15 protein-coding genes are annotated in these 19,584 nt (G+C 45.7%); 5 read left to right on the top strand and 10 right to left on the bottom strand.

Going from position 1 to position 19,584, the window contains the following annotated elements:
- Nucleotides 1-15: 15 nt before the first annotated feature.
- The 5 genes from QQL36_RS31115 to QQL36_RS31095 form a co-directional block, all read right to left on the bottom strand.
- Nucleotides 16-1,557 carry a DHA2 family efflux MFS transporter permease subunit gene (locus tag QQL36_RS31115; RefSeq protein ID WP_321567933.1) on the bottom strand — a complete coding sequence of 514 codons (1,542 nt, stop codon included), beginning with the start codon at nt 1,555-1,557 and terminating at the stop codon, nt 16-18.
- Nucleotide 1,558: 1 nt separating this feature from the next.
- Nucleotides 1,559-2,623 (bottom strand): HlyD family secretion protein, encoded by a 1,065-nt coding sequence (locus tag QQL36_RS31110; protein WP_083729371.1) that lies wholly within the window; start codon nt 2,621-2,623, stop codon nt 1,559-1,561.
- A gap of 78 nt (nt 2,624-2,701) precedes the next feature.
- Nucleotides 2,702-3,538, bottom strand: coding sequence for an AraC family transcriptional regulator (locus QQL36_RS31105; RefSeq protein WP_321567932.1), 837 nt, complete (start codon nt 3,536-3,538; stop codon nt 2,702-2,704).
- Between the two features lie 110 nt (nt 3,539-3,648).
- Nucleotides 3,649-3,813, bottom strand: a complete 165-nt coding sequence (locus QQL36_RS31100; protein WP_321567931.1) for an SDR family oxidoreductase — start codon at nt 3,811-3,813, stop codon at nt 3,649-3,651.
- Between the two features lie 130 nt (nt 3,814-3,943).
- The gene (locus QQL36_RS31095) at nt 3,944-4,738 is read right to left on the bottom strand and encodes a Cof-type HAD-IIB family hydrolase (RefSeq protein WP_083729377.1); all 795 of its coding nucleotides are present in this window, start codon (nt 4,736-4,738) and stop codon (nt 3,944-3,946) included.
- 224 nt (nt 4,739-4,962) lie between these two features.
- On the opposite strand from QQL36_RS31095, the gene QQL36_RS31090 reads away from it, so the two are divergent.
- Nucleotides 4,963-7,275 (top strand): alpha-L-rhamnosidase C-terminal domain-containing protein, encoded by a 2,313-nt coding sequence (locus QQL36_RS31090; protein WP_321567930.1) that lies wholly within the window; start codon nt 4,963-4,965, stop codon nt 7,273-7,275.
- Nucleotides 7,276-7,409: 134 nt separating this feature from the next.
- Here QQL36_RS31090 and QQL36_RS31085 read toward each other — a convergent pair whose 3' ends face one another.
- A complete protein-coding gene (locus QQL36_RS31085) occupies nt 7,410-9,227 on the bottom strand; it encodes a hypothetical protein (protein WP_321567929.1) in 1,818 nt (605 codons plus the stop codon).
- Nucleotides 9,228-9,384: 157 nt separating this feature from the next.
- Here QQL36_RS31085 and QQL36_RS31080 point away from each other — a divergent pair, with 157 nt between their 5' ends.
- The 4 genes from QQL36_RS31080 to QQL36_RS31065 are packed head-to-tail and all read left to right on the top strand — an operon-like array spanning nt 9,385 to nt 12,946.
- Nucleotides 9,385-9,615, top strand: coding sequence for a WGR domain-containing protein (locus QQL36_RS31080; protein ID WP_321567928.1), 231 nt, complete (start codon nt 9,385-9,387; stop codon nt 9,613-9,615).
- A 17-nt stretch (nt 9,616-9,632) separates the two neighbouring features.
- Complete coding sequence (locus QQL36_RS31075; protein ID WP_321567927.1) at nt 9,633-10,580, top strand: AraC family transcriptional regulator; 948 nt, start codon at nt 9,633-9,635, stop codon at nt 10,578-10,580.
- A gap of 54 nt (nt 10,581-10,634) precedes the next feature.
- The gene (locus tag QQL36_RS31070) at nt 10,635-11,477 is read left to right on the top strand and encodes an oxidoreductase (protein WP_321567926.1); all 843 of its coding nucleotides are present in this window, start codon (nt 10,635-10,637) and stop codon (nt 11,475-11,477) included.
- A 56-nt stretch (nt 11,478-11,533) separates the two neighbouring features.
- A complete protein-coding gene (locus QQL36_RS31065; RefSeq protein ID WP_321567925.1) occupies nt 11,534-12,946 on the top strand; it encodes a serine hydrolase domain-containing protein in 1,413 nt (470 codons plus the stop codon).
- 72 nt (nt 12,947-13,018) lie between these two features.
- On the opposite strand, the gene QQL36_RS31060 is transcribed toward QQL36_RS31065, so the two are convergent.
- The 4 genes from QQL36_RS31060 to QQL36_RS31045 form a co-directional block, all read right to left on the bottom strand.
- The gene (locus QQL36_RS31060; RefSeq protein ID WP_083729391.1) at nt 13,019-13,360 is read right to left on the bottom strand and encodes a hypothetical protein; all 342 of its coding nucleotides are present in this window, start codon (nt 13,358-13,360) and stop codon (nt 13,019-13,021) included.
- A 307-nt stretch (nt 13,361-13,667) separates the two neighbouring features.
- The gene (locus QQL36_RS31055; RefSeq protein ID WP_321567924.1) at nt 13,668-15,194 is read right to left on the bottom strand and encodes a RagB/SusD family nutrient uptake outer membrane protein; all 1,527 of its coding nucleotides are present in this window, start codon (nt 15,192-15,194) and stop codon (nt 13,668-13,670) included.
- Nucleotides 15,195-15,205: 11 nt separating this feature from the next.
- A complete protein-coding gene (locus tag QQL36_RS31050) occupies nt 15,206-18,433 on the bottom strand; it encodes a TonB-dependent receptor (protein WP_321567923.1) in 3,228 nt (1,075 codons plus the stop codon).
- 93 nt (nt 18,434-18,526) lie between these two features.
- Nucleotides 18,527-19,576: a FecR family protein gene (locus tag QQL36_RS31045; RefSeq protein ID WP_321567922.1), complete on the bottom strand. Its 1,050-nt coding sequence runs from the start codon at nt 19,574-19,576 to the stop codon at nt 18,527-18,529.
- Between the last annotated feature and the right edge of the window lie 8 nt (nt 19,577-19,584).

Below are 19,584 nucleotides of genomic sequence, written 5' to 3'. Positions count from 1 at the left end.
CGTTGTGATTGTTAATTAGTGTGCACTTTTGGTCGTTTTGATCAGCATGATGACCGGGATGCAAAGCGCAAAGAGAAATGCGAAGGTGATAAAGCCATGATTATAACTGAGCAGTGTTTGTTGACTGATGATGCTGTGATCCAGCATCTGGTATGCGGCAGTCCTGGCTTCGTCGCTGGCATAACCTGCACTGATAAAGTTTTGTGTTAGCAATGCTGTTCTTTCCTGTGTGGCGGTATTGTACTCCGAAATATGTGCGACAAGGTTACTTCGTACAAATGCACTGTTCCTTGTCGTGTATATACTGATGAGCGCCACACCGATGGCGCCACCCAGTTGCCGTGTCATTGTTGACAGGCCGGTTGCCTGTGCCAGGTCTTTACCACGGAGTGTGCCTACAGCAATACCGATCATATTAGGTGCTACCAAAGCCACTCCGATATTGCGGATGATGAACGGCCAGAAAAAGTCATCTTTGGAAGCATCAGGAGAAATTAAGGCCATGGGCAACAGGGAAATGATCACTATGATCAGGCCTGCAATCATCTGGATTTTCGGACTTACATTGACCAGTAATTTCTTACCTGCAATCATCCCGACAGCGCCCACTATTCCGCCAGAGATCAGGAAGGCGCCAGTTTGCGTAGCTGTCCATCCAAGTGATACCTGGGCAAGGAGTGGGAAAATGAAAAGGGTACCATTCGCCATAATGCCATACATCATACCGATCACATTGCCAAGTACCAGATTGAAGTTCGAGTATAAGCGTAGTTCCACTGCTGGATGATCAGTAGTGAGTTCTCTCCATACAAAGGCGATGAATGAGCAGATAGAGATGGCAAAGAAGATGCGTATTTCTGCACTATCGAACCAGTCGTGAATAGAGCCTTCTTCTAGCACATACTGCAGGGAACCTAATGCCATGGCTATAAAGGCAATGCCTGCCCAGTCGATCTTCGGAGGCCGGACAGCGTCGGGCAGGTCGGTGATATACTTCCAGGACAGTACGGCGCCAATCATACCCAGGGGTACATTCACAAAGAAGATCCAGTGCCATGAAAGTGTATCGGTAATATAACCTCCCAGCACAGGACCAAAAATGGGCCCTATCATGATGCCGAGTGCAAAGGTGAGAAAGCCGGTTTTTGCCTGTTCAGGAGGAAATGCACCTAGCACGATAGACATTGCTGTTGATAACAATCCACCGCCGGCCACGCCCTGAATGAACCGCCACAGCACTAAGATCCACAGGTTGGATGATAGGCCACACAGCAATGAGGTTAATGTGAAAACTACTACAGAACTGGTGAAATACAACCTGCGACCAATCAGGTTCGCCAGCATTCCGGAGAGTGGAATGACGATCACGTTTCCAATACCGTAAGCGGTAGAGACCCAGCCAATTTCAGTGACACTGGCGCCGATATTTCCGCTGATTTCCCTGAGCGACACATTCACAATGGTGCTATCGATCAGTTCCATCACTGCACAGGCAACACAGGTTAATACGAGTATCCACTTCGCCGTGCCGGTAGGATATTGAGTTTCCGCAGTCATATCAGTTTACTTTAACTTTTACGAAAACACTAAGGCCTGGATACAATTGTTCCTTTACAGTTTGCGGATCCAGTTTGATCCGTATAGGAAACCGCTGGGCGATTTTGATAAAATTGCCCGTAGCATTATCAGGTGGTACCAGTGCAAAGCGCGCACCTGTGGCACCGCCATAGGAATCTATCGTGCCTGTTAATTTAATTTCTTCATAGGCATCTACAGAAATGCTGACTGGCTGCCCGGCTTTAATCCTGCTCATCTGTGTTTCCTTGAAATTGGCAGTGACCCAGAATTCCCTGTGATTGATAACAGCGCAGAGCGCCTGTCCTGCATTAATAAACTGTCCCGTCTGCACATTGCGTTTGGTAACGATGCCATCGAATGGCGCGATTACGTAAGCATGACGAAGCCGTTCCTTTGCAGCGTCCAGTGCTGCCTGTTTCTGAAGGATGACATTTTGTGCGAGAGATACCTGTTTCTCTTCCGTCAAAGCACGGGTTTTCAGGCTAACGCTGTTACTTGCAGAAGACTGTTCCATCGCTTTAGCTTTGAGGTAAGCCGCTTTGGTCACATCTACCTGTGTGGAGTAGTGTTCATAATCAGTTTGGGTAATAGCTTTAATAGCCAGCAGTTGCCTGGCGCGATTAAAGTCCGTAACGGCTTTGTCGTAAGTGGCTTTTGCAGATTCTATACCCTGTGTATCAGACTGTGATTCAAACATCGCTGCATTTGCATTTTGGAGACTTGCGGCGGCCATGCCTTGCGAAACGGCGACATTCAGTCTGGCGTTTTCCAGTTCAGCGGCAATACGGCTGGTATCTGCTTTTAACTCAGCGGTCCCGAATACGATCAGGGTATCCCCTTTTTTTACTTCCTGGTTATCTCTGAAACGGATATCAGCAATGTAGCCTGTGATACCTGCTCTGACAGGTAAGAGATCACCATCCAACTGCGCGTTGTCGGTGGTTTCATAAGCTTTGCCAGCGATATATGCATTGATGCCATAGCCAAGGGCGAGGAGTGCAACCGACGCTCCGATGACCCATTTGGTCCTATTCTTTTTTTCCATTTTTTGTCTTGATTTATCAACACAAAGGACGGAAGGAAGTGAGGGCGAAACAATGAACCAATGCAGGGAATGTCTGGACTATTTGCGGGAACTGATGCGAAATTGAAGGGGAGGCATACCGGCGGTCTTTGTAAATAGCCGGGTAAAATAAAAGGTATCTGTATAACCGAGCAGATGGGAAATCTCTTTCACGGTGCTGTTGGTGTAGAAGAGCATGCGTTTTGCTTCCAGCATGATTTCCTGATGAATCCAGTAACTCACAGGATGACCAGTGGTATCTTTTACTGCTTCATTGAGGTAAGAAGGAGAGATGTTGAGCGCTGATGCGTATTCAGAGGGGCCTTTCATTTCCCGGTAGCTTACCATCAACAGACTTCTGAACTGTCTGGTAATGAGCAGGGGGCGAAGGGCCGCCTGTTCAGAGAAAAGATGATCACTTTGGCAGGCGGCTACAAACTGACCGATACAGACTTCCAGCATAGCGGTATCTTCAGGATATTCATCGCTCAATTTTCCCAGCAGTAGCAGACTGTCTCTGAGTAACTTTCCTTTTGAAGGATGTAGTGCGACTGCTTGATTCCGGATGGCAAATTCAGTCAGTATGGCCCGGTGATTTTCACTGATGCGAACGGAATCCATGGCCAGTACCCATGCAGTGGCGTTCATCATAGAGAGACCATAATGTACTTGTCCCGGCATCAGGCAATAGATTGCACAGTCCTGAATATTGATTTCCTGAAAGTCAACTATCAATTTGGTATTGCCTTCCAGCTGAAAATATAGCAGATAGTTATCGTCACGATGGGCCTGGTTCCAGTGAGTGATGTGGTTCAAATCGGAGAGTGATGACATCTCAAAGGTTTTATTCGCTCTTTCAAGGAAGTGATATACAGGTATGGCTGGTTTCTGTTTCATGATGATAAAGCTACATTGACCTGGTATATTTAGATATAGACAAATCCGGGGTAAGTATGGACTATTCACGGGAGATACAATAGTATAAGGAGCCGGTAGCTTTTCTTATACTATTGTAACCCTAAACTTCCACCAACTACAGAGATAGATTGGCCATTGATATAGCCTGCATCGCTGGATGCCAGAAACAGCGCTGTACCGGCAATTTCTGCAGCAAGACCTGCACGGCCAAGCGCATTCCCTTTTTGGTAAGAAGCTAATTGGCTCTGGTGCATAATCAGCCTTCACAGGACTGGACAGCGGAAGCGCCTGGTAAGCAGGTGGGGATGTCGGGAACTTTGTTTTTTAACAGGTTTAAAACATTGTTATGGGAGACGCCGTTAACCTATTTAACGAACTGGCGGATCAGGAAGTCATTTTGAAATACACTAACGCATTCCAGATACCATCATTGTCGATATCGTCCGTCACATAATCTGCAATTGCTTTTACATCATCCGTAGCATTTCCCATAGCAATGCCGATACCTGTATGTTTTAACATTTCGATATCATTCCCGCCATCTCCAAAGGCCATGGTCTCTGATATATGAAACCCGAAGTGCTGACAAAAGACTTCGATACCTACTTTTTTACTGATCCCTTTAGGATTGATATCGGCAGAGTGTGGTGCCCATCTGGTAGCGATGCTATTGGGCATGATATTGCTCATGAAATCAAGTTCATCTTCAGGATTCAGTAAGATGTTCGCCTGCAGGATATTGGCGATATCCGGATTGTTACGGTCTACCAGCGGAGGTACGGGCAGGTTCAGGTAAGCGTACATATTGATAATCTCAGGTGTTGCCTCATTGACAAAGTGGCAATCTTCATACATCAGTGAAAAATTCAGTGGCTGCTTGCTGGTATAGTTCAGTAATTGCTGAATATCCTGCGGATCCAGTGTTTGTTTGAACAGGACGCTTTTGTCTCTTGCTACACAACAACCTCCGTTAAATGTGATATAACCGTCAAATTCCAGGTGTTGAATATGGCTGATGGCATTGATAGAGCGGCCGGTGGCTATAAAAACCCTGATCCCTTTTTCCCGCAGGTGCGCAAGTGCACGTGTGGTAGAATCCGGAATGGTTTTCGTTTTGAAACTGACGAGTGTACCATCAATATCAAAAAAAACGGCTTTAACAGTTGTAGCATTATCCATGAGCCTTGTTTCAGGTTGAATCGGCAAAATTAGATAAATAGTCTTTCATTCTGATAGTCCAAAGTGAAAAAAAGAGGGTAGTCCAATGTCAGGCCAGGAAAAGACGCCAGGGGGTACTGGGGAGCCCTGTTGACGATCAGGGGGGAGTGCTCCAGGAAGCTCTATGAAAGACCAGGACACCCACTAAATAATTTTTTGCTAAATTGATTCAGCAAATTCACGTTATGAAGTTACTTTATACCTTATTCTCCCTTACTGTACTATGCAGTCAGCTCTGTTTTGGTCAGCATACCCGTTCCTGGAACTCCCAGTGGATAGGGCTGAAAGCACCATTTGATAATGGCAAAAGCTATGGCGTTTATTACTTCAGAAGGTCTATTGATCTGTCTGAAAGGCCGCAAAGTTTCATTATTCACGCTTCCGCCGATAATAGGTACAAGTTGTACGTAAATGGCCAACTCGTATCCATCGGTCCTGCCAAAGGGGATTTTTACAACTGGAACTATGAAACCATCGATCTGGCGCCTTACCTTACCAAAGGTGAAAACAGCATTGCCGCCATCGTCTGGAACGAAGCCGAGTTCCGCCCGGAATGGCAAATGACTTTAAGAACCGCATTTATTATACAGGGGAATACACCTGCTGAAGACATCATAAATACCAACGACACCTGGAAATGTGTGCAGGACAAGGCATTCTCGCCACTATGGGGCTTCTTTGCCGCTACCAATGGTGAAATTGTCGATATGAATAAAACTATCCCCAACTGGCAGGCAAAAGACTTTGATGACAGTGGCTGGCCGCCGGCTGGCAACTTATTCCAGGGCCAGTTAAAAGGAGCTGGGGATGGTTTTGGCTACATGCTTGTACCCAGTACCATCCCGGCAAGGGAACTGACTTACCAGCCTGTCACCGTTATCCGCAAAGGAGCCGCTCTGCCGGCCACTATTCCTGCCAATACGGAGACCACTATCTTACTCGATCAGACCTACGAAACCAATGCATATCCAACTATCTGTTTCAGTGGCGGTAAAGATGCCGGTATCTCTCTTAGTTATGCCGAAGCGCTTTATGATCATCAGGCGCCTTATGGTTCCCACAAAAGCAATAGAAATGATGTAGAAGGGAAAGACTTTTTCGGTGTCAAAGACAGTCTGACCAGTAATGGCGGTAAAGGCCAGACTTTTACGCCTTTTAATTTCCGTACTTTCCGGTACATCCGGCTATCTGTACATACCAAAGATGCGCCTATAGTTATAGATAGTCTGTATGGTACCTTCACGGGGTATCCATTCAAACAAACTGCTCTCTTTAAATCAGAAGATACTGTTATTCCAAAAATTCTAGACATTGGCTGGCGTACAGCCCGGCTCAATGCCTTCGAAACGTATACAGACTGCCCTTTCTACGAGCAGTTACAATACATCGGAGATACCCGTATTCAGGCTATGATCTCTTATTACTATAGTGGTGATGACAGATTGGCCCGTCATGCCCTCGATCTGATGGATCAATCCCGGTTGCCCGAAGGGGTGACGCTTAGCCGTTATCCCACACATACCACACAGGTTATTTCAACTTTTTCGTTATGGTATATTGGCATGCTTCATGATTTCTTCATGTACAGACATGATAATGATTTTATTAAAGATAAGCTGCCGGGTGTAAGAGGTATCCTGGACTTCTTCAGCAAATATCAACTGGCAGACGGCTCTCTCGCCAATACTCCTTATTGGAACTTTGTAGACTGGGCCTCTGGAAAAGACTGGAATGGAGGGGCGCCTCCCAAAGGTAGCGATGGCAGTTCTGCTATTGTAGATATGCAATTATTATGGGCGTATCAATGGGCGGCACAAATGGAAACTACATCTACCAATATCGCATTGTACAATCAAAAGGCAGCACAGTTAACAAAGACCATCAAACAGAAATATTGGGATGCAGGTAAAGGTATTTTTGCGGATACAAAAGAGAAGGATCATTTTTCTCAACACGCTAATTCATTGGCTATTCTGACGGGTCTTGTAAATAAAGCGGATCTGCCTGCATTCAGCAAAAAGCTGCTGAGTGATACTACGCTCACTCAGTGCTCTATCTACTTTAAATACTACCTGCATCAGGCACTGGTAAAGGCGGGTATGGGAGATGATTATATCAACTGGCTGGGTATCTGGAAAGAGAATATTGCTATGGGATTGACTACCTGGGCAGAATATTCTGATGTAGGGTATTCCCGTTCTGACTGTCATGCATGGGGAAGTAGTCCTAATATTGAATTTTTCAGGACTGTACTCGGCATAGACAGCGACGCGCCGGGTTTCAGCAAAATAAAGATCGAACCACACTTAGGTAATCTGAAGGATGTAAATGGCGAAATGCCGCATCCTTTTGGTAAGATCAGTGTGAGTTATTTATACAAAGCAGGCCAATGGAACCTGGATGTGCAATTGCCCGCCAATACGGCAGGTGTATTTATCTGGAAAGGCAAGTCCTATGTCATCAAAGCCGGGAATAATAAAATCAGGTTGCAGGCATAGTTTATGATTTTGCAGATATATACGAGAGGATGACAAACAGTACTGATAACGTTCATTCCCGTATTGTAAAATGCTTTCAAACACCTGAGTAACAAAGCTACCAGGCAAAGGTTGTATACTTTGCCTGGTAGCTCTTACAGAGAACGGATGTATTCATCCAGTTCTTCTTCTTTGCCAAGGCCCAGTTTTAATTTGATACGATACCGCGACATCAGGATACTCTTTGGTGCAATACCTAGTCGTTGAGATACTTCTTTGTTGGTAAGGCCTATGTAGATGTAAGCACAATGTTTCAGGTCCAGCCTGGAAAGCGTATTATCAGATCGCTCTTTCAGTTTATCAAATACTTCCTGGCTCACATTGTCAAAATCTGCTTTGTCTTCTGCCAGTGAATCATCCAGTCGTTTATCGTGATCGATGATCCTGTTGATCTGCGTCAACACTGTTTTATTGTTGGTATGCTCGGCAATTTTCTTTTGTAAGGTTTGCACCAGCGCATTTTTCTGTTCTACCTGTAGGGTGCCTGCCAACAGGTCTTTTTGCATACGCTCCTGTCTTTCCTGCATGAGTTGTTGTTCGGCAATGAGGCGCATGGCTGCTTCATCTTTCAGGCGTGCCTGCATGCCCAGTTGTTTGAGCCGGAAATGATAGGATCGGAACAGGAAGATGGCGGCAGTCAGCAATGCCAGTGCCAGTCCTATATAGAGATAGCCCAGTGTCTTGTGCAGGCTGGCAGTCTGTTGCAGATTTTTGAGGGCAATCGCCGTTTTCTCTGCCTGATATCTGGCTTCCAGTTCTTTGGTGATGTTTAGCTTTTCTTCATTGTAGAGTTCAGTATACAAAACTGCAAATTGCTGTTGGTATTGGAGGGCTTCTTTATAATTGCCCTGTTTCTCTGCCAGGGATGAAAGGGCAGACATGAACTGTATTTTCGTCGCCAGGTTTTTGGTACTGTCTTTATTTACAACAGCCAGTCCTTTTTGCAGCAGGTCTTCTGCCTGCGCATAGTGGCCGGCAGCAGCTTCAAAATCACTTTTCATGCCGTAGCAATTGGAAATCACTTCCAGGTGGTGGGTTTCAAAACCGATCTTCTGTGCAAAGTCCAGGTAATGAAACACTGTATCTCTGTAAGAAGCAGGGAAGTTTTGTGCATAGAGGTCAGCCAGATTTAGCGCTATGATCGCCGTGGTGCTATGGAATATGATGCGGTCTTTATTGTTTAAATAAGTAGTGAGCGCGATCTTATTATAATATATAGCGGAGTCCAGCGCGTTTTTGTCCTGTGTATGCGCCATGTGATAATATTGCCAGTAGGTACCCAATGTCTGATAGGCAAGAAGGATATTATCGTAGTCCTTACTTAGCAATGAGGCCTGTAGAGACAGCTGTGCATATTTCTTATGCAGGGGGTTATCTTCCTGATTGGCATAGATGCTGGCAATTTCATAATATACTGCCGCCTCATAATTGGCCGATCCCGTTTTCTCCAGGTATTTTAATGCCTGCTGGGCGCTGAGTAGTGCTTCTTTAGTATTCCCTTTAATATCTTCCATCCAGGATTTACGGTACCAGGCGATGCCTTTTGCCAGTTGGCTTGCTGTTTTTTCTGCATAGTACACAGCACTATCCACTACCATGGCAGACTTCGAAAGGTCATTTGCCTGGATATAGATCTGTGCCAATATGGCATATGAAATCGAAGTGTACTGTGCATCAGGAAGGGTACGGCTCAGGGCCACAGCCTGTAGTCCGAGGTCTATCGCATGCTTATTTTCTGTAATAGATTTAGCCCTTGCCAGTAGGCCCAGGGTGATCACTTTTTGTTCAGGTGTAATATTTTTTTGAGCTAACACTGTACTGAGAGAATCAGCGGGGGTACGGGCTGCACATGAAAACACCTGTAAGGTGATAACAATAATGGATATGGTTATCTTATTGATTAACTGCAACATATGTCTTTCTGTAGGGTGTTTGTAGTTGGCATTTTTTAGCCCATGTAGAGCATTTGTAGATACCAGATTTTCATTTTCGCTGCCCACTATAACTATTTTTGAGGACACACAAGTGGGTATAAATATAATATAAGAAGATAAAATCGCGAGGGTAAAAATGATGCAGTATTTTGAATTTCAGGAAGAGCATGTATCGTGCTTTATAGAAATTACTTTGGAGGACAGAATAGTGAGAACAAGGTCAGGACAAAAAGGCACACAAGGTGTTGCGACAGAAAAAGTATTCAGGGATGCCAGTACGGCTGCCGAGGAATTCGACCGGTTGATCCAGGAGAAGAAAGAAGATGATGCTTTTTATTTCCGGTTAGGGGATGAGTACAGGCTGTAACATGTACCTTTGTATTTATGGGAAAAACGAATATTCCTCGTTTAGAGTTAACAACTTTCACACAGGTAAATTTCAAAGAACCATTTCTGAATGTTGAAAATTATCCTGTAGATGCAAGCCTCTTTACAATCAAAGACCGGAAGACGGCCCCGGTGAAGGATTACATTTCTCCTAACCGTAGACAGTTTTACAAAATATTCCATATTACAGCCGGTACAGGCATACTTACAGTAGGCTTACATCAATATCTCATGAACCCGGGCGATATTTCATTTCTTCACCCGGATGAGATTATGTCATGGCAAACGACATCAGTAGAAACGGAGGGACATTTCTGCCTCATACACCCTGATTACTTTGAAGGGGCCAGTCACCTGGTGCAGTTATTTAGAAATTATCCTTACTTCCAGCCAGCGAAAGCAGTTGTGCAGTTATTGCCGGCACAGTCTGAAAAGACAGATCAGTACTTCAAGGCGATATTGGAAGAAGAGGAGGGGAACAATGATGATAAGCAGCAAGCCATCTTCCTGCATTTACAGTTAATTCTGCTCGAGGCGCAGCGTGCCGGGAAAAACCTGGCTGATGAAGCGGTGCCTGATAGCTATCGTTATATCCATGGTTTCCTCTCACTGTTGGAAGCCACCTTCCAGGTACAGCATCCGGACGATGTGGTGAAAATGAAAACGGCGACTGAGTTTGCCGAACAACTTCATGTGCACCCCAACTACCTTAATACCCTTGTAAAGAACCAGACAGGTAAAACCGTGAGAGAGCATATACAGGAAAGACTCCTCTACGAAGCTAAGGTATTGCTGAAGCAAACCGACTGGGATATCAGGGCCATTAGTTATGTACTGGGTTTTTCTGAACAGGCTGCTTTTACAGCGTTATTCAATAAGAAAGAACAGCTCTCCCCCTCTAAGTTCAGGGAAAATTTGAAACGCACAACTATCCCTGTTGTTTGAATAAATACGGGCCGGACCAATGTTTGTTCCTTTGTACCATAAAATTTTAAACAAATGGGCAATCAAAGAAAAACATGGTTTATTACCGGCGCATCACAGGGTATTGGCTTGATACTGGCAAAGCAATTATTAGCAGCCGGATATAATGTAGCCGCTACTGCACGCAATGCTGACACCCTCAGAAAGGCGGTAGATAATGATACTCCTCAATTCCTGCCCTTACAGGTCAATCTTGTAGATGAAAAAAGTGTAGGGGAAGCGGTCAATAAAGCAATCGCACAATTCGGCAGCATCGATTATTTAGTAAATAATGCAGGTTTTGGCCTCATTGGCGGCATCGAAGAGACAACTGACGCAGAAGTCAGGAACAGCTTCGATATAAACGTATTTGGGCTTTTAAATGTCACCCGTGCAGTATTGCCACATATGCGGGCAGCACAATCCGGTCATATCTTCAATATGTCTTCTGTATTTGGTTTGATCTCCGGTGGGGGGTGGGGCGTATATTGCGGCACCAAGTTCGCCGTGGAAGGAATTACTGAAGCACTGGCACAGGAAGTAAAGCCATTCGGTATTCATGTAACCATTGCAGAGCCGGGATATGTACGTACGAACTTCCTGAGCAGCGGCTCCATTGCACATCCTGCACATCCTATTGCTGCATATGTAGCACTGGAAGAAGAGCGTCGTAAGCACAGGGAAGATGTACCCGGCACACAGGTAGGTGATCCTGAAAAGGTAGCGGCAGCTATTATCAGTCTGAGTCAGATGATCGAACCACCATTGCGTGTGTTGATGGGCTCTGATGCATTGCAGTTCGCAAATTATAAAATACAGCTATTGCAGGAAGGTATTGCTGCGAATAAGGCCATGACCTTATCGACTGACTTCAGTTAATATACAGCCAGGGGTGTGACCTTTTATATTCTCATAAAAAGCACTAAGTTAGCTTTATGAGACACACCCCTTTTTACCTGTTACTGTTACTGTTGTTCTCCCGGTCCGTTTCCGCCCAGACAACCCAAACCGAAAAGCAAACCGACAGTATCACAAGACTGATGATACGCTACCTGAATGAATCCAAACCAGACAGTGCTTATGCCTACTGGGGTGAAGCCGCAAGGAAGCAATTTACACCTGAGTCATGGCGAAATGTATACAAAGGCAACCTTTCGCCTTTCCTGCCTTTTTCGGACATCACTTATACCGGTAGTCATGATGGAATGAACATCTATATGATGAAAGGTGTAATGCCGCTAAATCTCTATGCAAAGCTGGATGTTTCGGGCAAACTGGAAACGTTTTTTTTTCAGCCGGTAAAGGTGAATCTACCGCAGAAAACCACTACCGCCCTTTCTGACAATCCGTTAAAAAGCCACCTGGATAGTATCGTTGAATCAGCCGTAAGACCCTACATTAACCTGGCCGGGAATGTGGGCCTGAGTGCTGGCGTACGCTATAACGGGCAGGACTATTTTTATAACTATGGTACTGTCAGACTGAACACAGATACGCTGCCGGACAATCATACCATTTATGAAACCGGCTCTATTACAAAAACATTCACCGGTACCTTGCTGGCGCTGGCTGTCATCCAGAAAAAAGTTACCCTGGATCAGCCGATCACTAAATTCCTTCCTGATTCTGTTGCAAAGAATCCTGCATTGAAAGGTATCACCTTGAAACAACTGGCAAATCATACAGCCGGATTTCCCAGTCTGCCATCCAATCTATCTACATCAAGAGCTGAACAGCCTTATGAAAACTATGACCAGGCACACCTGTTTAGTTATCTGAAGTCGGCAGCACCAGAGAACCCACCGGGGAAAGTACATTCCTATAGTAACTTTGGATTTGGATTACTGGGTGTGATACTGGAGCGGATCTATGGAATGAACTATGCAGCGTTGCTGTCAAAATACATTACAGGTCCACAGGGATTGAAACATACAGGTATCAGCGTGTATGGCAAAATTGCCCAGGGATATGATGGTGGTTTGAGTCCTGTAGCTATGTGGGATCTGAATGCGATGAAGAGTGCCGGCGCCATTAAATCAGATGCAGCAGATCTGTTGAAGTATGCGAGCCTTCAGTTACAACAGGGTAAAGACCCCTTGCAGCAGGCATGTGCATTGGCACATCAGGCGACATATGATGACGGTGCTACTAAGATCGGTCTTGCGTGGGTACGCTTCCAGCATCAGGATGACTACTTATTCCACAATGGTGCGACAGGTGGTTACCGCTCATTTTTGCTGGCTGACACATTGAACAATACGGCTGTGGTGATACTGGTGAATTCAGTCAATGGTGTGGAAGCTGTAGGTGCACAGATTGTACAGAACCTGAAAAATAAGAAAAAATAACGCTGCTGCCACATTTAGCAGCAGCGTTATAAAAAAAGCTCGGCGGGGTACGTTAGGATAAACAGGCGTACTTTATTTTGGAAGACGTGTATCCGTAGCTTTAAGCTTTGCTAATGTGTCTTCAAAAACCTGCACGTAAATAGCTTTAATGCTGGCTAATTCCGCGCTGCTTACACCACGTACCTTACCATCGTTTCCTTCCGGAGGTCGGGTCGCCGCCCTCAGTTTTCTGTAAAATGTGGGAATACTCCAATCACATTGTTTACAGATTAATTCCCTCGCTTCGACAGGAATGTTATTCACCTTCCAGAACATCTCTGCAAAGGGATTCGGATAGAGGCCATTCGCTGCGGCTTTCTTAATTCCCATTTCGGGCTGCTCCAGGTGGATCTGTTTTGATCGTTTTCGATTCATAGAAGGAATCTGGTTTTAATTGAACAATAACGTTTTTGGTTAGGAAATATGAGTCTTTAGAATGTTAATTGGGGAAACGTTTCGTTCAATTCCTGGTGAAAAATTAGGACTCCTTTTGAATATAACGATAGAAAAAAGCAACTTTTTTTCTCCGACCAAAAAAGGAGGGTCGTTTTTTTGAATAATTTCCAATGTTGTAGGTACTGTAGTAATGAAAAATAGTTTTGAAATTGTTTGGATGACAAACTGAAATGGAAAGTATCACCATGGTATGTTTGCAAATCATGGTGATACTTTCCATTAATAGTCAGTTGTACCCATTGTTCTGTGTATACAGCCCTGGTGCTATATCCAGCTGTGATTTTGGAACAGGATAAATAATGTAGTCCGGTGTGAACGTCTGAATCTTATTCTGGACGTCTTCGGACGTGATCCAGGCTGAAATTATCGAGATGATTAACCCACTTCTTACGAGGTCATGCCACCTGGTTCCTTCGGCGGCGAACTCTTTTCTTCTTTCTTCCATCAGTTCTGCGAGGGTCACATTTGCCTTATCGCCTGTCAACCCTGCTCTTACCCTCACCTGGTTCACGATCGCGTCTACATCTGCCCCCTGTGAACCCGAAGCGCCATGTAAAACACATTCTGCCTTCAGCAGCAGTACATCTGTATACCGCAGCACGATAAAGTTGATGGACCAGTCCTGTGTCACTGTAGGCACCTTTGTGATGTCTACATACTTTTTCAGGAAGGAGCGGGTCTCTACCTGTCCGTTGGTATTGGTATATCCTGTCTGGATGGTAAAGGTCTTCCGGATATCGCCTGCCTCAAAACTATTCAGCAGGTCTGTTGACACCGGACGAATGGTGAGCCCTCCCTGTGTGTTTTTTGAAATAGCCGAAAAATAGGTATCAGGAACTAAAATGCCGGGGTAAGAGGCGCCGACTGAGGGAGAGGCCCCGGAAGTATAGTCGATGTTGTAAACGACCTCTTTGTTGTATTCGTTGCTATACGAAAAGATATCGGTGAAGGAAGAGAGGAAGGCATAGTTCCCGCTATTGATGATCTCGTTGAGCAGATCGGCTGCCTGCTGCCATTCATTCAGTCCCAGTCCCGGGCCATCCATGCTATAGGTAGGAGCGGAGCGGGTCATGTATACGAGAGCTAAGATCCCTTTGGCTGCATATTTTGTAGGCCGGCCCCTGTCTGCCGTAGCATATGTATCTGCTGAAGAGGTGGTGCCATTCGTAGATGGTAAATGATCGGCGGCGTATTTCAGATCACTGATGATGAGGTCATAGATGTCGGAGACCGGACTTCTGCCTATCGTGGCTGCTTCTGCGGCCAGTACGGTTTTGTCTATAAGAGGGACCTTGCCAAACAGTCTCACCAGGTCAAAGTAGAAGAAGGCACGGAGAAACTTTGCCTCTGCCTGCAGGCGGGTGCGCAGAATGGTGTCTGTAACAAGGTTGCCTCTGTCAGCGAGGTTCTCTAATACGAGGTTCGCCCGAAAAATACCATTGTAATTTGTGACCCATGCCTCAGACATATACGCATTGGTGGAAAGGTCATTGTAAAAGTCGTTTACGCCTTCCCAGTCCCTTACTCCGCCATCTGATACGGCATACAGGTTGTCAGAGCGGGTTTCTGACAGGTTGTATAGTCTGTCAGGATACCTGAGCAGGTCGTTGTAAATAGCGTTCGTCCCCTGTACAAAGTCATTTGAATTAGCGAAGAAGTTATCTGTCGTTACGGACGAAACAGGTTGTAAATCCAGGTCGGTCTTACAGGAAGCAATGATGAATATCGCCAGTAATATCAATATGTTTCTCATGTGGAATGCGATTAAAAGGTGATGTTTAAACCGAGTATCAGTGATTTTGGCAGTGGTAGTCCGCCATAGTCGCCCGCTTCGGGGAAGGAGGTACTTCCGCTTACATCGGTGTTGGCAGCTTCAGGGTTAAAACCTCCGTAGTATCTGTCATGACCAAAGTAGTTTTCGGCTGTGATGTATATCCTGGCGGCATTGATCTGTTTTGCTTTCAATGCCTTGCCCAGGTTATAACCCAGTGTAATGCTGCGTACTCTCCAGTAGTTAGAGGAATATAACCAGTCGGTATTAGCGATGTAGGTTGTACTGGTCACGGCCTTGCTGGTGATGCCATTACCCGGTTCTTCGGCAGAGCGCCAGCGATCCCGCATAATGCCCAGGGTATTTTCCAGGGAGCTCATACCGACCCGGTTGATGGCTCTGCCCAGTAAAGAGTAAATAGTGCCACCACTTTGTCCCTGTACGAGGAAGGCGAAGTCAAAGTTTTTGTACCGGAAGGTACTGTTGATGCCCCATATCTTATCAGGGCTGGGCTTACCTGCTATCACACGGTCACTACTGTTGATCACACCGTCGCCATTGGCATCAAAATACTTTGGATCGCCGGCTGTTTCACTGGTGTACAGGGGTACGCCTTTGTCAATATCTTCCTGGCTAAGTACGCCGGTCCTTTTTAATACATAGATGCTGTAGATCGGCTCACCTACTTTCAGTATGCTATGTACTGCTGCATCGCCCAGACTGGATGGAATTACGATTTGTGTTTGTCCGTTTGGCAATGCCACCAGTTTATTTTTAGTGAGGGTCAGGTTCCCGCCCAGGTTCCAGCTAAAGTCTTTCGTGTTGATGACTTTCGCATTTAGTTCGAACTCCCATCCATTGTTTTTCACTCTTCCTGCATTGCTCAGGTATGTCTGGAACCCTGTGGTGGCGAGAATGGGCACATTCAGCAGCAGACTGGATGTAATTTTGTTATAGTAATCGATGGAACCTGTGAGCCGGTTATTGAAGAGACCAAAATCAATACCTCCATCGATGGTCTGACTCTTTTCCCATGTAAGATCAGGGTTCACAATTGAACCCTGTGTTTGTCCTGCTACCGATGTATTGTTCAGTGATGCATTGGCGGCAGTGAGCAATGCAATGCTGGCATAATCCCCGATGTTGTAGTTGCCGGTCTCACCATAGCTCACACGGAGTTTCAGGTTATTCAATGGTTTTACATTGCGCAGAAATGGTTCGTCTGTTATATTCCATCCTGCAGAAGCAGCGGGGAATAAGGCCCATTTGGTATTATTACCAAAGCGGGAGGAGCCATCACGACGCAAGCTGGCAGACAACAGGTATTTCCCTTTGTATGCATATTGTGCCCTGCCAAAGAAGGAGAGCAGTTTGTTCTGCGTTTCTGTACTGTTACCTGTGATCGCTACAGCGCCATTCAGTGTGGTGATGTTACTATAGTTGAAGCCACCTGAAGATCTTTCCAGGTTGGCGTAGAGGTAATCACTGTTGTAGGAGAAACCTGCCAGCAATGATACATCATGCGCTTGCCCAAAGTTGTGATTGTAGTTAAATGTATTTTCATTGACGAATGTCTGACGACGGTATTGAGACAGTGCTCCATAAGTACCGGCATTGGGAGATGCAAGCCTTGTAGAATAAGAGGATACAGTGACACCATTGGGTTGGTAAGTCTTTGATGTGTTATCCGTATTGTCGAGGTTTACGGTCGTTTTAAAGTGCAGGTCTTTTATTATTTCATAATCACCATACAGGCTGGTCAATGTTCTGAAACGCCTGGTCGCGCCAATAAAGTACAGCAGCTTAGCAACCGGACTATTGTTGGAAACGGCCCATGGATAACGGTCGTAGGTGAATACGTTTACATTTTCTGCATCGAATAGCTGTACGGGGGTGGCTGATACCAGTTGATGCAGTATATTGTCTTTCCCTTCTACACCGGGATCATTGGTGATAGAGTAGGAGGGGTTGATGTTCAATCCCAGTTTCAGTCTGTCATTCGCCTTTACTTCGAAGTTGGCCCGCACGGAGTACAAGGTATAATCCGTCTTTTTCACCAGGCCATCTGTTTTGGTATAGTTACCGGAGAGGAAATAGTTCAGCGTGCCTGTACCACCTCTGGCAGATAACTGGTAGTTCTGCAAAGCCGCTTGTCTGAATGCTTCATCCTGCCAGTCGATGAATTTCAAACCACCGTAGTTGGGTTGTGTCCAACGATCATCCGTCATATAGTTGATGTCAATACCACTTGCAGGTAAGCCAAGGAGTGTTCTTCTCTCATCGTTGCTCTGTGCCGCAGTCCTGTTAGCGCCTGACTTCACCCATTGTTGATTGATCATTTCAGTTGCCCTGTCTATCCATTCTTTGCCACTGAGCACATCCAGTTTTTTTACAGCTTTGGAATAACCTGCGTTGGCATTGAAACTGATTTCTGCCTTACCTGTTTTTCCTCTTTTGGTGGTGATGAGCACTACCCCATTGCCGCCTCTGGATCCGTAGATGGCTGAAGAAGCGGCGTCTTTTAATACCTGTATAGATTCGATATCATCAGGGTTGATATTATCCAGTGGATTTCCGCTACCAAAGCTGCCCGCAGAACCGGGAGCCGCAGTAGACAATGGAAAACCATCTATCACATACAAAGGCTCATTGCCGGCAGAGATAGAAGCAGCGCCTCTTACCTGTACGCTGAAAGCCTTGCCGGGTGTACCAGTTGTTTGTTTAACGGAGATACCGGCCATCTGGCCGATGAGTGCCTGATCTACCCGGGTCACAGGACGTTGTTGCAGGTTCTCTGTATTGAGAGAGGCCACAGCACCGGTCAGACTGGATTTGCGCTGGGTGCCATAACCTACTACCACCACCTGGTCCAGCGAGCCGACAGCAGCTTTGAGTGATACGTCCAGCGTAAAGGTAGTACCGGGTCTGAGCTGATAACCGGAATAATTCTTTGGCTCAAAGCCGATACTGGTAATGGTAAAATGGTAAGGGCCACCTGCTGGTACGCTGGCATAGAACAGACCGGCGGTGTCAGTCTTTGCGCCGGTGGTGAAATTGCTTTGTGTGTTGCGGATCACAATAGTGGCGCCTATTACGGGATGATTATCTTCACTGTGTACGATCCCTTTTACGTCGCTCATTTTTGTTTGCGCAAAGGTCCATAAGGGTAGGAAGATCAGGGCTATCATGGACGCCCGGGTCCAGGGTTGCTTACATTTCATACAGCATTGTAGTTTTATCAGGAAACAACAGCCCTGTTATCAATCGGTATGACTGATACGATGGGCTATACGTGGAAAATATGTATACGGGTTTTACTTTCTAATTATCATAACGCTATCATTGTCGGTCATCTTAAGGTTGTTCAATTTTGCAATTCGTGCTAAGATAGATACAAGTGATTCTGTTCTTTCATATCTGGCCGTGAAATAGATGTCCTTTATATCGGATCTGTTATAAATAATTCTCACCTTATAGAGTGCTTCGAGTTGATTCAGCACTTCTTCCAGCGATTGGTTGTTGAACATATACCAGTTGTTCTCTTCGCTATTGGCGATGTACGGATCTTCTGCAGGATGACTGTTTCTCTTAGCAGAAGCGGTGTTCTGCAGGAAAGAGTGCACGATGATCCGGTTGCCATAAATAAATTCCTGTCCGGGAGAGAGGTATACTTTGTTCTTCATTCTTCCTGTGTTGGAAGAAGAGATCATCACCTTGCCAGTGTATAATCTGACCCTGATATCATGAAATGAATTGACTTCAAAACCCGTTCCCAATACTGTCGTCGTGATTTCTCCACTGATCACTGTGAATGGATGTTGGTCGTCTTTTGTTACCTGAAAAAATGCCTTCCCTGTCATACTGATCGCGCGGTTGTGGGTAAATGGTTCCCGCCAGGTAAGTGCGCTTTGATCAGCCAGCAGGATGCCGGTACCGTCTCCCATGGTGAGTTTCATGGGCACACCCGTGGTGTTTGTAGCATGATGCAGGCTGTCATGCAAAGCAGGTCTGGTTGACAGCGCAATATTGGTAGATGGTCTTTTATCGATCCATTGCCAGTTAACGATCATAAGCAGACAGATGGCAGCTGCGGCAGCCAGTATAGCGAACGGTCTTTTTGATGACACCGGTTTTTCTCCTGCCTGTTTGAACTGCACCCATTTTTCATCCATGTTCATTTCATCCAGCACATAATCAAGCGTTTGCCTGGCATCGGCGAGTTGCCATGCCTGGCGGAGGGTATCCAGGTATTGGCAGTTTTCCGCGCTGAGAGCTATCCAGCGCTCGACGAGGGCTTTTTCTGAGGCGGTGGCCTCATTTGCCAGGTACCTGGTCAGGAGTTCATCGTTGATTGTATTTTCCATGCGCTCGG

Origin of the sequence: Chitinophaga sp. LS1, from assembly GCF_034274695.1 — a bacterium.
Classification (GTDB): Bacteria; Bacteroidota; Bacteroidia; order Chitinophagales; family Chitinophagaceae; genus Chitinophaga.
Note: the sequence above shows the minus strand (reverse complement) of the source record. Positions and strands in the feature narration are given on the sequence as shown.